Origin of the sequence: Lederbergia galactosidilytica (genome assembly GCF_017873565.1) — a bacterium.
GTDB lineage: Bacteria > Bacillota > Bacilli > Bacillales > Bacillaceae_C > Lederbergia > Lederbergia galactosidilytica.
The window spans coordinates 1-14,799 of sequence record NZ_JAGGKH010000035.1; the positions used below are offsets into that span (position 1 = coordinate 1).

A 14,799-nucleotide genomic window follows, 5' to 3' on the forward strand; every position below is an offset into this window, starting at 1 on the left:
ACGGTGGACACCCTTGCCTTAAGCTAACAGTTCCTACTGCCAAGCCTGTAGTGGACTTTCACCACCAAGTTATAGCCCATGCCGGGCGCACTAAACAAATGGAGCTGCACTCGTTTAGTGCGGCTCCATGTAAATTTTAAGTTAGTTTAAAATTTTTCACTTTATCTTGCAGATTTTCCGTCATTGATTGCATTGTTTCCATAAGAGCAGCGATCTCTTCAATAGCTGCCGTTTGTTCTTCTGTATTATTTGCTATTTCATTTGTGCTATTTCGATTCTCATGTGCTTTTTCTTCTACACTTTTCATCCCATCAACGATTTGCTGCACACTACCATTGATTTGGGTGAATTCGTTATACATATCACTAATTTCAGTCGTTACCGTTGAAATCGATTGGCGGATCCCCTTGAAAGCTTGACCACCACTTTCAATCATTTCTGTTCCAAGCTTCACGCCTTCAACACTTTCGGTTGTAACACTCGCTACATTTTTTGTATCTTCTTGGATTTCATGAATTAAAATACCAATTTGTTGAGCAGATTGTGCTGATTGTTCTGCTAGTTTTCTAATTTCAGCTGCTACAACCGCAAATCCCTTACCATGCTCCCCTGCTCTTGATGCTTCAATCGCCGCATTAAGTGCTAATAAGTTGGTTTGATCAGAGATCATTGTAATTACTGTTAAGATTTGATCAATTTGCTCAGACTTTTTAGAAAGAACTGCCATTGAATCGGTTAATTCTTCCATCCTGTCGTTCATCAATCCCATTTGTAAAATTGCTTTTTGAAGTGTTTGATCACCGTTCTCTGATTGCTCCAGTGTTTGCACAGATTCTTCTGTAAGTGATTGTGCTCTTGCACTTATTTCCTGCGTTCTTGAAGAAATATCATTTAATGTCTCATTTGTTTTTTGCACAATTTCAACTTGAAATTGTGAGCTTGTTTGCACCTTTTGCAGATCAATTGAATTTTGTTCCGCTGACTTGACGATTTCTTCTGTCCCTGCCGTTAATAATAAAGAGGCTTGTGCTACTTCCTCTGAATTATTCGAGACTTGTCCCAATACATCCCGAAAATGAAAGACCAATTGATTAAGATCAGTGGAAAGCTGCCCGATTTCATCCTTCTGCTGAAGGTCAAGTTCCCCTCCCGTTAGGTCCCCATCTGCAACTTTTCTTGCATATACAATAATTTTATTTAATGGATCTGTTGCTCGCTTTATTAAATAAATGGTCGTCCCTCCTAATAAAAGAATCGGGAGAATGGAAAATAATAAACTTCCTTTTACCATTTGCCATGTTCTCTCATGGAGGATACTTGCTTCAAAATCAATAGCACTGATCGCAATCACTTCATTATTAGGATCGTGATCTTTAAAAATTGGAGCATAGCCTGTTAATCTTTTCATTCCAGCAAATGTATATACATCAGAATATGTAGGAGATTTTGTCTCTAACAAATCTTGAATAGCTTTTGCATCTATCGCGAATTGATCCCCTACACTAATCCCCTGTTTTGATACATTTTCATCTACGGCTAATACAATACCATTGGGATCAATTATATATTGGCCTTCAAAAATATGCTTATGCTCTATTGTCCAACCGATATCATCACCTAATTTTGCAGACAATGTAGAGTCACCCGCTAAGATTTTTTCAATCTCGGTTGGATCAACCAACGCCGTTGTAATATTGGCACATCCGTATAATTCAATTCCTGCTGTTTTCTTAATTTCATTATAATTTGTCCGATACATAGATAATGAAATTACAAGGATACAAAATAATAGAATCCCCATAATAATTGTGCCTAGTTTGAGAGTTAAGCGATTTTGATCTTTCATGCTTTGCTTCCTTTCATTTTAAAATACAGTCACATTTAATATCGACCTATCTAAAGGAATATCAAGGGACCTTCTTTTAAAATGAAACGCGCCAAATAACCATCACTGCTAAAGGACAAAAACCTTAGCTAATTACGTAGGAAGATGTTCAAGAAAATTTCTACCCGCGAATCCTTTTACCTCATCTTCAGTATAATATTTCAACAATTCATTAATTAAATTTTGATGTTTAGATGCATCCTCTAAACCAATAATATAGTCATCAATACCATCAAAATCTGAGCCTAATCCTATTTGTTTCACACCACCTAGGGAGCAAAAATGCTCGATATGCCGAATTAAATCTGTGATTGTTGCTTGCCCTGTATTTGCTGTAAAAAGTGGATGGTAAACAACATGAATAAGTCCGTTCTTTTGAAATAATGCCAGAGCCTGCTGATCAGTTAAATTTCTGCGATGGGGACAAATCGCTTTTGAATTCGAATGACTTGCAATCGGATAATTGGCAAGCTCGATCACTTCCCAGAATCCTTTCTCAGCTATATGTGATACATCTGTGAAATTTTTATAACTATTATTTAAGGCAACGATTTCTTTTCCAAAGGAGCTTAATCCAGCTCCTCTTGGTTCTCCCACACCATCTGCAACTAAATTAGCAAAATTCCACGTTAAACCAACTGAACGGATCCCCAATTGATATAGGATTCTTAGCTTCTGTACATCATTCCCGATACAATCTACGCCTTCAAGGGTAAGAATCGCCCCGATTTCATTAGAATTTAATGAATAAATAGAAGCCCAATCTTTGATCTGTTTCATTTCTGGATTTTTCTCAAGTACTTCTGTATGGAAATAGTCTATTTGATCGAGAGCAGCTTGAAATTGCTCCTCCGATTTTATTTCTGGAGGGATAAAAATTGCAAAACACTGAATTTTAACTTTTCCTTTTTTTAACCGCTGCAAATTTGTATCCAATTCCTCACTATCTCGAAATGATAAATCTCCTTTTCTTTCCCAAATTTTTAATAATGCATCACAGTGTAAATCGATAATATTCATTCCATCACTACCTTTTCATCAATCCATTATACAAAGTCTTTCATTTGTTAATCACTTCTTTTTTAATAAAACGAGGCTGAGACAAAGTTTCACCATAGAAAAACTGAACTAATATGATGCACAGCAGAAATATACTCGCCTCACGGTGTCTTATACCTCTTTTCCCGCGGAAGCCTATGTATATTTTCGACCTAAAATAACGCATTTTTGTTATGTCCCAAGGCCTCGTTCAAATTTAAACTATCCTTCTTATAGAACTATCAGAGAAAGAAATTAATATCAACCGTTTACATTCAATAGAACAAGAAGGCTTTTTATTTGGTAATACTTTTCTTAAAGAAACTTTCTTTGGATGTTTCTACCATTATAACTAAATAACACAGAACGTTCTTCCACCACACTTTCCATATGAACGCTTCTTCCCCAAAGTTGATGTATATATGGCAGAACTTTTTCTAAATAATTTAAATCTAACTCTACGTCTTCATACCAATGTTTTAAATACAATTCACCATTCTTTAAATAATCACCATCATTTACCGTAATATAAGGAAAGCCGCCATTTACTCTCATATTGACAAGCTGATCACGAACCTCGGTCCAATCCTTATCAACAACTTTATAATCCCTTCCTCGCTTTTGAAATAAATACATGTCTTCTCGGTGCACTAATTCTTTCGTTAAATAATTACGGATAAAGGAAATATCTGATTCAATCTCACGCACCTCAAAAATTTTCTCACGTCCAGAGTTTTCTTTAACTCCTTGCTCCTTCATCTCCTTATTAGGATGATCCCAACGCTCCTCAATATCTTCAAATATTTTCAACCCTAAATAATATGGGTTAATATTTGTTTTTGAAGGTTGAATCACACTTGCGTTTAATTTTGCAAATTCGATCGCTTCGTCGCTTGTTAAGTCTAATTCTCTTAAAATCCGTTGATGCCAATAAGAAGCCCAGCCTTCATTCATAATTTTTGTTTCTAATTGTGGCCAGAAATAAAGCATTTCTTCCCTTACCATTGTCATAATGTCACGTTGCCAATCTTCTAGTTCACGGCTATATTGTTCAATAAAAAGCATAATATCTTTCTCAGGCTGTGGAGGGAAGGATTTTTTTACTCTTTTTCTTTTTGCCTGTTCTTTGTCCCTTTCATCTAATGACCAAAGATCATCATATTCTGTAGTTTGTATGGATGTTTCCTCCCACTCTGTATCCTCAACTTGCCAATCTAATTTAGGACGGAGCAGAGAGGGATCGATATGCTCTTCAATTGAGAGAACAGCATCAAGAAAATCTTCGACTTCCTTCTTGCCATATTCAATTTCATATTGGCGCACACGCTCAGCCGTTGCAGCCATACTTTCAACCATATCACGTTTTGTATTTTGAAAACGAGCATTGTTTTTAAAAAAATCGCAGTGAGCCAATACATGGGCAACAATTAATTTATTTTGTATTAAGGAATTGGTATCAAGTAGAAAGGCATAACAAGGATTGGAATTAATTACAAGCTCATAAATTTTACTTAAGCCTAGATCATACTGAAGCTTCATTTTAAAAAATTGCTTACCAAAGCTCCAATGTGAAAATCTTGTTGGCATTCCATACGCACCAAATGTATAAATAATTTCCGCCGGACAAATCTCATAACGCATGGGATAAAAGTCAAGGCCAAATCCCTCGGCAATTTCCGTAATTTCACTAATCGCATATTCTAATGCTTTTGCATCTGATTTCATCATGGCTCCCTCCCTTATATAATTGTATGAAAAAAAAGGAAGGTTCATGAAGAGGAAGCAAAATTAAAAAAGTAATTATATAAAGGAAAAGTTAATTGATGAGAGAGGATCCCTTATTTCATTAGCCATCGACAATCACCGCTAAAGCTCGTTCTTTTAGAACAAGTAATTTACCAAGATTCCATTTGCTTGTCCATATTGTAATTGACAACATTTACAATGGAACGCAACTGATTTGATTGCAAATAATATAAGTACTCCAAAAGGAGGGTTTCCTATGGACATGTTGGATTACGATCGAGCTTTGTATTACACCCATCGTTCCGAATGGGACAATTTATTGGTGCTGATGGTTCGAACGAAAGATCAGATCTTGTCCAAAAAGATTGAATACTTTTTGCATGCGTATCAATTTTCTAAAGACTATTCCATTATTGAACGTAAATTATACGCATTGCTGCGTTATATTGATCATGCTAACGAAGTTACGGGAGCTTTATCTCAGCAGAAAAATGAGCTTGTCCTCCCAGTTTAAAGAAAATAGCTGTTCGGCAGAATGTCCGAGCAGCTATTCTCTAGGTACAATCAGGGTATGGCTCATTTTCACATACATATTAAGCTCATCCACCAGTTTTGTTACTAAGTCTCGAGATTCTTCCAATAAAGTTCCATCCTCGTAATCAAAACAATCTGGATCAAGAATAATCTGTTTAGGAATAACATTCGCGTAAAATCCGCGCATCACAGTTCTCATGTTATTTAAACAATTTATCCCCCCTTTTCCCCCGCCTGCTGTAGCTAATAAGGCAACAGGCTTATGATTTAATTCCTCTCTCGTTAAATAATCGAGTGTGTTTTTTAATGCTCCGCTCATTCCACCATGATATTCAGGCGAAATTAAAATAAGACCATCAGCTGCCTTTACCTTCTTTTTAAAAGAAATAACAGCAGGCAACTGCCATTGTTCTTGCTCACCAGTCAATAGTGGCAATTGAATTTCACTAATATTTATATAAGGGAGTCGGTATTCCTTAGCGATAAACTGAGTGAGCAACTCAGTCCTCCCTCCTTTTGGCATCCCACCATTTATAACCAAAATATCCATTGTATTCTCTCCTTCAATTAGAATGCGCAAGCTGCCGTTTAGGGAATGAACGGCTAAACTCGCAACATTCTGAGGCAGATCCAAAATACGGTGCCCTGGCGATTTGTCTGCCCTAGTAGCTGCTTGTTGCTGTTCTTCATCCTTAAGGCTTAACAAAACCACTTTTAACTGCATATAGCGCAGCCTGAGTACGATCGGCGACATCTAGCTTTATAAAAATATTTGATACATGGGTTTTGACTGTTTTTTCCGTAATATTTAAATAAGCGCCTATTTCTTTATTACTTTTTCCTTTTGCTATTTCTGTTAATACTTGTTTTTCGCGAATCGTTAATCCGGATATGGGATTATTTATTTGATTAACTTGATTCATACGATTCATCAGTAAGTTAGTTGCTTTAGGATGAAGTGTGTTCTCTCCATCCATTAACTTACGTATAGAATAGACCAATTCATCAGGCTCAATATCCTTTAATTGATAACCTGACGCACCTGCTTCAATAGCGGGAATCACATGGTCCTGATCTGCAAAACTTGTGAGAATTAAAATTTCCGTCTCAGGCATGCTTTCCTTTATTTTGGCTGTCGCATCAATACCATCCATTACTGGCATAACAAGATCCATTAAGACAACATTCGGTTTAAGCTCCATTGTAAGCTCAACAGCCTCTTTTCCGTTTTTCGCTTCCCCTACTATTTGGATATCTTTTTGTGTCTGGAGAAAGAAGACCAGGCCCCTTCTCACGACATGATGATCATCAGCAATTAAAATCCGAATCGTCACTACTCTCTCCCCCTTAATAAATACACGTTCAAAAAGGAGGATAAAAAAGACTAGCCGAAGATCGGAGCTGACATCAATCAAACGTTAATATCCAACATCCGCACGTATAGCGCTTCGAAAGTGCAAATATTTCTAGTTTAGAAATAAAACAAGGTTCTACGAAAACCACAACGCTTACCAGAAAGGAGGTTTTCATGCTATGGGCGGGCAAAGCGATTTCTTCAACAACGCTATTGCCATGACATTTTTCATAGGTAAACCTTGCTTTAAATCCAAGTACAGGGGCTTAAACAAGCAGACTAGAAACATCGAAGTGTCACTTTTATCAGACTTTTTGAACATCTGTTAATACGTTAATTCTACAATAATTGTGGTCCCTTTACCTGGTGCAGTTTCTAGCTTAAACAATCCTCCGAGTGACTCAACACGGTCTTGCATACTTTCGATTCCTAAAGATGGAAGTGATTGCTCCCCTTCAAAAATAAAACCGCATCCATTATCCTGAATAGTCAAGCAAACACGACATTGTGCAACTATTATTGAGATAAACACCTGATCTTGGCCCGAGTGACGTTTACAATTATTAAGGGCTTCTTGACTCACCCTCCACACAGCCTCTTCCACGCGAGCTGGTAGAGAGATAACCCCTGACAGTTTTATATCAATTTCTAATCCCAACATCTCACCATAGCTCTTAATTGCCTGAACAAGTCCCTTTTCCAATCCATTTGGTCTTAACTGCCAGATAAGAGCGCGCATTTCAGTCTGTGCTTGTTGTGAGAGATTTTGAATATGCCGAAAAGTATCTTTTGTTGCTGGATCTTCTGTCATTTCAATCCCGCCTCGTGCTGTAAGTGAGAGCGAAAATAAAATTTGATTTACTGAATCATGCAAATCGCGGGCAAGGCGGTTTCGTTCTTCGATAAGAGCTATTTCCTGCTCCTTCTTCGTCAGTCTAATTCGCTTAATCGCTGAACCAATTTGCAGGGCAACAGATTCTAAAAGTGCTAATTCATCACGGCTGAATTCTTTTTTTCCCGGTGCAGCGACATTTAATAATCCAAACATTTCATCTCCCAATTGTAGCGGAATGGTCGCATGGTAAGCAATTCCATGGGTTTCACCTTGTTGACGTTTGACCGCTGTTTCGATCCTACGGCATTCGATAATATTTGAAGCTTTTGTTAAAGTCCCTTTTTTAAAACCATCAAGACACCAACAGTTACCCTTTTCAAGGGGAGCACAATCATTTTTTAATAACGCAGGTGGCAAGTGTTCGGCTGCTTCTACTGTGTGTCGTCCATCCTTATCTATAAGAAAGATCCATCCTGTTGTTACACCAGTTACTTTTAGCAGTTTTTGTAATACGCCTGACAAAAGCGGTGAGATTTCCGTTCCTTCATTTAATAATTCGGCAATTTCTTTTAAAATGCGTAAATTGGAGTGATGATCGAATTGTTTTGACAAAATAATTCCCCCATTTATCCTGAACCAACTACAGGCAATTTCCGATTCGTTCAGACCTATAGAGCGTAGACTATAAGGGCATTGAACAGGATAATGTGGACTTAGCCTTGATCCTTCTTATTTAACATGGGAATAGTCCCGTAGTGATTAGTTTCACTCTATTATATTATATAAATATGACTGTTGAACATTCATTCACTATTCGTATGATGAAATACTACAACTTTAGGCTGAAATTATTCGTACACCACTGAAACAATAATAAAAAAGCCATCCTCTTTTGTACGAAAAGATTCGTATTGAAGACATGGCCTTTTTGTTTAAATTAAAAATTGATTGGCTGGCTTTGCATAAACACTACATACATCATTAAGATTCGTTTCAGTTAAATTTGAAAAGTTTTGATAGGTGAAAGGAAAAAACAAACCAGATTGAGTTAAAATATCAACATTTTTCTTAAATAAATCATGATGCTTGGATGTGCTCTCTTCATATGGCAATATATCTAATATGGATATAATCACCTCTAAACTTGTAATTGCTCGAAAAGCAACCTCCAATGTATAAAGAGGATGTTCTTTCTCTTCAGGAAAATGAAGAACTTTCCATTCTATGTATTGAGCAATTTCATGATCCGTAAAATAACGAGGAAATGCAGAATGATAAATATAATGAATTAACTCATTCAGTTTATTCACTTGTTCTTCTGTGGATGCCATTACTACTTTCATTATTATTAAACCCGCCTTTTGTGATCTTTTTCTTAAAATGCTTGTTCAGAAAGGAAGTTAAAAAGCCCGAAAATTTTGAGGGCGAATAGCTTTCATGCTTTGTTTGCTTTCGCATCGCACGCAATTTTCAGGAAACAAGGTACTGAGCTTGCATATGTGCGTTGACTTCAATCTAAGTCAAAAAATGTTGGGATTAAGTCAAAGTTTCTCCATCTCGTAGTCAATTTTTATCTGACCTTCAGAACATTGCTAAAATTATTATGGAATAGAAAGAAATAAGTTCATGTAATAAGGAAGAATCTCATTCTCCTTATACCTTCTATATAGAATAACATATAAAAAGAGCTTTAAAGCTTGGAAAAATCAAGTAACTTGAAAGGGGAAACATAATGTTAGATGCGCCAATTCAAATTTCCATCCATGACAATTGGGATGGAATTACCGCACAAACTCTATTTAAAGACATTTGGCAAACTCCAAAGAAACAACTCCATCAATGGCGAATGGAAAAAACTGTTTGCAAAAATGAAGAAATAATCAATTGGCTAGAGCCATTGCGGAGTGGAGATATAATAACAATTAAAATTAATCATGAACAAGAAACTAATGTACAACCAAATTCAATTCCATGCGAGATTCTTTATGAAGATGAGCATTTATTGATTGTTAATAAACCAGCTGGTCTCCTTGTCCATCCGAATCACGATGAAAGAAATACACTAGCCAATAGCATTGCAGCATATTTACAAAGTAAGAATGATCAAAGAAAAGTACGTCATATTCATCGACTTGATCAAAATACGAGCGGAGCTATCCTATATGCTAAGCATGTATTGAGCCATACCATTCTTAATAAAATGTTAGAAAACAGATCCATTCAACGAACATATTGGGCTCTCGCAGATGGAATTTTAACTAGTAATGGACAAATAAATAAACCAATTGGCAGGGATCGGCATCATCCTACAAGAAGAAGGGTTTCGAAAACAGGACAGGCTGCTATTACAAATTACCAGGTTTTAGAGTGCTTCCCCCATGATCAATTAACATTCGTTCAATGCTCCTTAGCTACTGGTAGAACCCATCAAATTCGAGTACATATGCAAGCATTAGGACATCCATTAGCAGGGGATCTCCTTTACGGGGGAAGCCCTCGTTTTTCGCGACAGGCTTTACATGCACGTCTTCTTGAATTTACACATCCATTTACATTAGAGAGGATTAAGGTTACAGCCCCTTTTCATGATGATCCACCTATTTTCGACCTCACTCGTTATTCCTAAAAGTGTTCGGATTATCGTGTGAAAATGTGAACCACCTAGAGGATAAATCTGAAAAGGCTGGGACAAAAGAGTTTTCACCAAAAAACAATCATGAAAGAAATTTCACGACCTAAGCTTGGAAAATGAAAGCTTGTTCCCTTGTACAGTCCCAGCCTTTATACTTTATAAAGATGCGAGCCCATTTTTAATCCATTTTGCTATTTGTATAATCCGCTTTGTTTGGTGCCTCACCGCTGCTTGAACATCCTCTTGCATATTCCCTTCTGAATCAACTGATACACTTGTTCCATAAGGGTTCCCACCAGCCGCAAAGATCGATTCGTCTGTATACCCTGTTGGGACGATAATAGCACCAAAATGCATCATCGATGTATAAAGGGCATGGATTGTTTGTTCTTGACCACCATGCGGGTTTTGCGCAGAAGACATCGCACTAACAACTTTATTAATCGTTTTCCCTTGAGCCCATAACCCACCTAGCAAATCTAAGTATTGTTTCATTTGTGAGGGCAAATTGCCGAATCGTGTTGGGATACTGAAGATTAGTGCATCCGCCCAATCCACATCCTCAAGCTTAGCGACTGGGACCTCTTTTGTCGCTTCATGATGTTTTTTCCACGCCTTGTTTGATTCTATAGCAGCTGGTGGTGCCAGTTCTTCTACTTTTAAAAGTTTCACTTCTACTCCTACTTCTTCTGCTGCTTCCTTTGCCCAGTTCGAAAGTTGATAATTTGTTCCGGTTGAGCTGTAATAAATTATCGCTAATTTAAGATCTTCCATAAGGTTTACGCCCCTTTTCTCAGAATAACCTCATAAAACCATTCTAGATTCAAACATTTGGGAAACAATATTTCAAAGAGCTTGTTATTCTATTTCACTTTTACAGAAGATGTAAACACTTGCAGAAGAATCTGTTACAAATTATGACAAATCCTTTTATCTTTTTCCTTTTTTACGCTAAAATAAAATAGTTTGGACATAATCTAAATCTGGAGGGTAATATTATGGTATTTAGAAATAAAAAAGACAAGTTTGCAACTTTACTTGAAAAAATTGCTACAAATTTGCAAGAAAGCTCACATTATTTTGCCGAATTTAAACTAGAGACGATTGAAGATACGGAAGTATTTTCCGCTAAAATGAAGGAATATGAGTCCATCGGGGACAACTTTGTTCACGAGATCATAACAGAGTTAAATAATTCCTTTATTACCCCAATTGAAAGAGAAGATATTTTAGCATTGTCTATGATTATGGATGATGTGCTTGATGGAATGGAAAATACCGCAGCGTTGTTTCATATGTACAATATCATTCATGCCGATGATTATATGTATAAATTCGTTGAAGCTATTGTCAAATGTGTCGATGAAATCGAATTATGCATTGGTCTAATATTTAGTAAAAAATTGCCTGAAGTTCGCCCTCATGCCATTAAAATCAAAGATTATGAATCAAAATGTGATGATGTACTACGTGAAAGTATTAAACACTTATTTACCGTAGAATCAGATCCAATCCGCCTAATTAAACTAAAGGAAATATATGAAAATCTAGAGCTAATTACAGATAGCTGTCAAGGTGTTGCCAATACACTTGAAAGTATTGTAATGAAAAATGCTTAAGGGAGTCTTTAGCAATGATTGATTCAGTTTTTCTTATTACAGCATTAATCGTCACTCTAGCGTTGGTGTTCGATTTTATAAATGGATTTCATGATACCGCAAATGCCATTGCCACCTCTGTATCGACAAAGGCACTCTCTCCAAGAATAGCGATTGCGATGGCTGCGATAATGAATTTTCTTGGTGCCTTAACGTTTACAGGGGTTGCTCAAACAATCACGAAAGATATCGTTGATCCTTTTACACTTGATAATGGCTCTCTAGTTTTAATGGCCGCTCTGCTTTCCGCAATTGTATGGAATTTAATTACATGGTATTTTGGTATTCCAAGTAGTTCCTCACATGCATTAATCGGATCGATTGCTGGAGCGACAATTATTTCCGCTGGTTTCCAAGCTCTTAAATATGGCGGGTTTCTTAAAATTATTGAAGCATTGATTTTATCACCTGTTATTGCCTTCGCTATCGGTTATATTATTTATTCTATCTTTAAAATTGTTTTTAAGAATTTGAATTTACCTAAAACGAATAAACGTTTTCGTTATTTCCAAATCTTCACAGCAGCCCTTCAATCGTATACACATGGAACAAATGATGCACAAAAATCTATGGGTATTATCACAATGGCTTTAATTGCCAATAATTTTCATACTTCAACTGATATTCCTTTTTGGGTCCAATTATCATGTGCTACAGCAATGGGCTTAGGAACTTCGATTGGTGGATGGAAGATCATTAAAACAGTTGGTGGTAAAATAATGAAAATCCGCCCAGTTAACGGAGTTGCAGCCGATTTAAGTTCAGCACTTATTATTTTTGGCGCCACTTATATTCATTTACCTGTTAGTACAACTCATGTCATTTCCTCGTCCATATTAGGTGTAGGATCTGCCCACAGAGTAAGGGGAGTAAAATGGGATACAGCAAAACGCATGGTAATTACATGGGTAATCACTTTACCAATCAGTGCGCTTTTAGCTGCATTTATTTATTTTATTTTGGATTTATTTACTTAATTTCTTATATAATAGAGGAAACCCAAACAGACAATGAGGGGGATCTTTATGAGTGCGATTATTCTTTTTGATGGTGAATGCAATCTATGTAATAATAGTGTCCAATTCATTATAAAACATGATCCTTATGCTTATTTTCGCTTTTCTTCCTTACAGGGAAAAGAGGGAGAAAAATTATTAAATCAATACGGGCAAACAAATGATTTAAATAGTATGATTTTGATCGAAAAAGGAAATTTATATAGTAAGAGCACAGCTGTCTTACGTATTTGTAGACATTTAACTGGTTTCTGGAAGCTGGCCTACTTTCTAATCATTATTCCTGCTCCTATTCGTAATCTTTTTTATAATTTAATAGCACATCATCGTTATAATTGGTTTGGAAAAAGGCAAGCATGTATGCTTCCTTCCCCAGAACTGCAAAGGCGATTTTTGTGATCCATATGAAGAGGCTTTTGAAAAGCTTCTTTATTTTTTGTTAAAAAGTTTCAACCACTTGTTTTTCTATTCAAAAACGAATATTATAATGAATGTAACATTCATTGTTCGTTTTTGTGGAGGGGTTTTATGTTTAAATTAAAAGAGAATCAAACAAATGTTAAAACAGAGTTAATTGCTGGGTTCACGACCTTCATGACGATGGTATATATTATCGTTGTGAATCCAATTATTTTAAAAGACGCTGGTGTCCCATTTGATCAGGTATTTACAGCAACCATAATCGCAACCGTGATTGGAACTTTATGGATGGCTTTGGCGGCTAATTATCCGATCGCCATTGCACCTGGTATGGGAATGAATGCTTATTTTGCCTATTCGGTTGTAGGCTCCCATGGTGGAATTACATACCAAACGGCTTTTTCTGCTGTTTTTGTGGCAGGTATTATCTTTTTTATCCTTTCGTTAACATCCTTTCGCAAGGTTTTAATTGAAGCAATCCCTGCCAACTTAAAGCATGGAATTACGGCAGGAATCGGCTTATTTATTGCTTTTATTGGACTTAGACAAACAAATATTATCGTGGCTCATCCTGATAATCTTGTTCAACTTGGGGACCTACATTCTCCGCAAACTTTACTTGCTCTACTAGGACTAGCTATTACACTAATTTTAATGGCTATGCGGGTACATGGTGCCTTTTTTCTTGGGATGATCATCACTGGGATTATTGCCTTTTTCACCGGGCATTTATCCTTTGACCAAGGTTTTGTTCAGTGGCCGAGCTTACCAGAAGGGCTGATCATTTCAAACCCAATAACTGCTTTTACTGATGTGATTGAGCACAGTTTATATGCTGTCATTTTTTCATTCCTTCTAGTGACGATCTTTGATACAACAGGAACAATGATTGGGGTGGCCGAACAGGCCGGCTTAATGAAAGGCAATCATATGCCACGAGCTCGCCAGGCTTTGTTAGCTGATTCTGTTGCTGCCTCCGCAGGTGCAATGTTAGGTACAACGCCTACAAGTGCTTATATTGAATCCACTTCAGGTGTTGCTGCAGGTGGAAGAACGGGACTTACAACACTCACCGTATCGGCATTATTTATTATTGCTGCTTTTTTCGGACCGCTCGTAAGCGCAGTATCAGGTCTTTCCGCGATCACTGCCCCTGCACTTATTATTGTTGGAAGCTTAATGATTGGGGCAGTTGCCGATATTGAATGGGGAAAAATGGATGAAGCTTTTCCTGCCTTTCTAATTATTCTTAGCATGCCATTAACTTCTAGTATTGCCACAGGGATTGCATTAGGATTTGTTTCCTATCCCCTATTGAAAATTGCAACTGGGAAATGGCGTGAAGTCCATCCAATCGTATATGTTTTCGGTGTTTTGTTCTTTTGCCAACTCGCTTTCTTACCGCATTAAAGAAGAAAAGTAAGGAGATCGGTCAAGCATTATTCTAGAATCTGAAAGAATGTTCTTTTCCTTTCAACATTTCAGGTTATTTGATCTAGTCGGACGCCATTCTTTTCGAGCAGATCAAAAGCTAACAGTATGGACAACAAAATCGAGTAGGAGGCTAATCATTAATTGATTAGCCGACCTCTCACACCACCGTACATACGGTTCTCGTATACGGCGGTTCAATAACTTAAGTATCGACGCTCATACAGGTGGCTCAGGTCTTTCAGACCCC

General features: G+C 36.9%; 14 protein-coding genes. 6 read left to right on the top strand and 8 right to left on the bottom strand.

Going from position 1 to position 14,799, the window contains the following annotated elements:
* Positions 1-136 precede the first annotated feature (136 nt).
* From J2Z23_RS21585 to J2Z23_RS21595, 3 genes are all read right to left on the bottom strand, one after another.
* Complete coding sequence (locus tag J2Z23_RS21585) at positions 137-1,846, bottom strand: methyl-accepting chemotaxis protein (protein ID WP_209975318.1); 1,710 nt, start codon at positions 1,844-1,846, stop codon at positions 137-139.
* A gap of 132 nt (positions 1,847-1,978) precedes the next feature.
* Positions 1,979-2,905 (bottom strand): dipeptidase, encoded by a 927-nt coding sequence (locus J2Z23_RS21590; protein ID WP_209975319.1) that lies wholly within the window; start codon positions 2,903-2,905, stop codon positions 1,979-1,981.
* Between the two features lie 333 nt (positions 2,906-3,238).
* Positions 3,239-4,651, bottom strand: coding sequence for a SpoVR family protein (locus tag J2Z23_RS21595; protein WP_209975321.1), 1,413 nt, complete (start codon positions 4,649-4,651; stop codon positions 3,239-3,241).
* 274 nt (positions 4,652-4,925) lie between these two features.
* Between J2Z23_RS21595 and J2Z23_RS21600 the strand changes: the two genes are divergently transcribed.
* Positions 4,926-5,183, top strand: coding sequence for a YhdB family protein (locus J2Z23_RS21600; RefSeq protein ID WP_057981492.1), 258 nt, complete (start codon positions 4,926-4,928; stop codon positions 5,181-5,183).
* 33 nt (positions 5,184-5,216) lie between these two features.
* Here the strand turns inward: J2Z23_RS21600 and J2Z23_RS21605 are convergent, their stop codons facing one another.
* From J2Z23_RS21605 to J2Z23_RS21620, 4 genes are all read right to left on the bottom strand, one after another.
* Positions 5,217-5,753 (bottom strand): NADPH-dependent FMN reductase, encoded by a 537-nt coding sequence (locus J2Z23_RS21605; RefSeq protein WP_209975329.1) that lies wholly within the window; start codon positions 5,751-5,753, stop codon positions 5,217-5,219.
* Between the two features lie 142 nt (positions 5,754-5,895).
* Positions 5,896-6,537: a response regulator gene (locus J2Z23_RS21610; RefSeq protein WP_057981491.1), complete on the bottom strand. Its 642-nt coding sequence runs from the start codon at positions 6,535-6,537 to the stop codon at positions 5,896-5,898.
* 345 nt (positions 6,538-6,882) lie between these two features.
* Positions 6,883-8,004 (bottom strand): GAF domain-containing sensor histidine kinase, encoded by a 1,122-nt coding sequence (locus J2Z23_RS21615; protein ID WP_128747471.1) that lies wholly within the window; start codon positions 8,002-8,004, stop codon positions 6,883-6,885.
* A gap of 320 nt (positions 8,005-8,324) precedes the next feature.
* Positions 8,325-8,735, bottom strand: coding sequence for a DUF5365 family protein (locus J2Z23_RS21620; protein WP_057981489.1), 411 nt, complete (start codon positions 8,733-8,735; stop codon positions 8,325-8,327).
* Positions 8,736-9,124: 389 nt separating this feature from the next.
* Between J2Z23_RS21620 and J2Z23_RS21625 the strand changes: the two genes are divergently transcribed.
* Positions 9,125-10,018 carry an RluA family pseudouridine synthase gene (locus J2Z23_RS21625; protein ID WP_209975323.1) on the top strand — a complete coding sequence of 298 codons (894 nt, stop codon included), beginning with the start codon at positions 9,125-9,127 and terminating at the stop codon, positions 10,016-10,018.
* 162 nt (positions 10,019-10,180) lie between these two features.
* Here J2Z23_RS21625 and wrbA read toward each other — a convergent pair whose 3' ends face one another.
* A complete protein-coding gene (wrbA, locus tag J2Z23_RS21630; protein ID WP_209975326.1) occupies positions 10,181-10,798 on the bottom strand; it encodes an NAD(P)H:quinone oxidoreductase in 618 nt (205 codons plus the stop codon).
* Positions 10,799-11,022: 224 nt separating this feature from the next.
* Here wrbA and J2Z23_RS21635 point away from each other — a divergent pair, with 224 nt between their 5' ends.
* From J2Z23_RS21635 to J2Z23_RS21650, 4 genes are all read left to right on the top strand, one after another.
* Positions 11,023-11,643: a DUF47 domain-containing protein gene (locus tag J2Z23_RS21635; protein ID WP_057981486.1), complete on the top strand. Its 621-nt coding sequence runs from the start codon at positions 11,023-11,025 to the stop codon at positions 11,641-11,643.
* A 14-nt stretch (positions 11,644-11,657) separates the two neighbouring features.
* Positions 11,658-12,659 carry an inorganic phosphate transporter gene (locus J2Z23_RS21640; protein WP_238482893.1) on the top strand — a complete coding sequence of 334 codons (1,002 nt, stop codon included), beginning with the start codon at positions 11,658-11,660 and terminating at the stop codon, positions 12,657-12,659.
* Between the two features lie 48 nt (positions 12,660-12,707).
* Complete coding sequence (locus J2Z23_RS21645; RefSeq protein WP_209975327.1) at positions 12,708-13,097, top strand: thiol-disulfide oxidoreductase DCC family protein; 390 nt, start codon at positions 12,708-12,710, stop codon at positions 13,095-13,097.
* A gap of 129 nt (positions 13,098-13,226) precedes the next feature.
* A complete protein-coding gene (locus J2Z23_RS21650; protein ID WP_057981484.1) occupies positions 13,227-14,528 on the top strand; it encodes an NCS2 family permease in 1,302 nt (433 codons plus the stop codon).
* Positions 14,529-14,799: the final 271 nt, after the last annotated feature.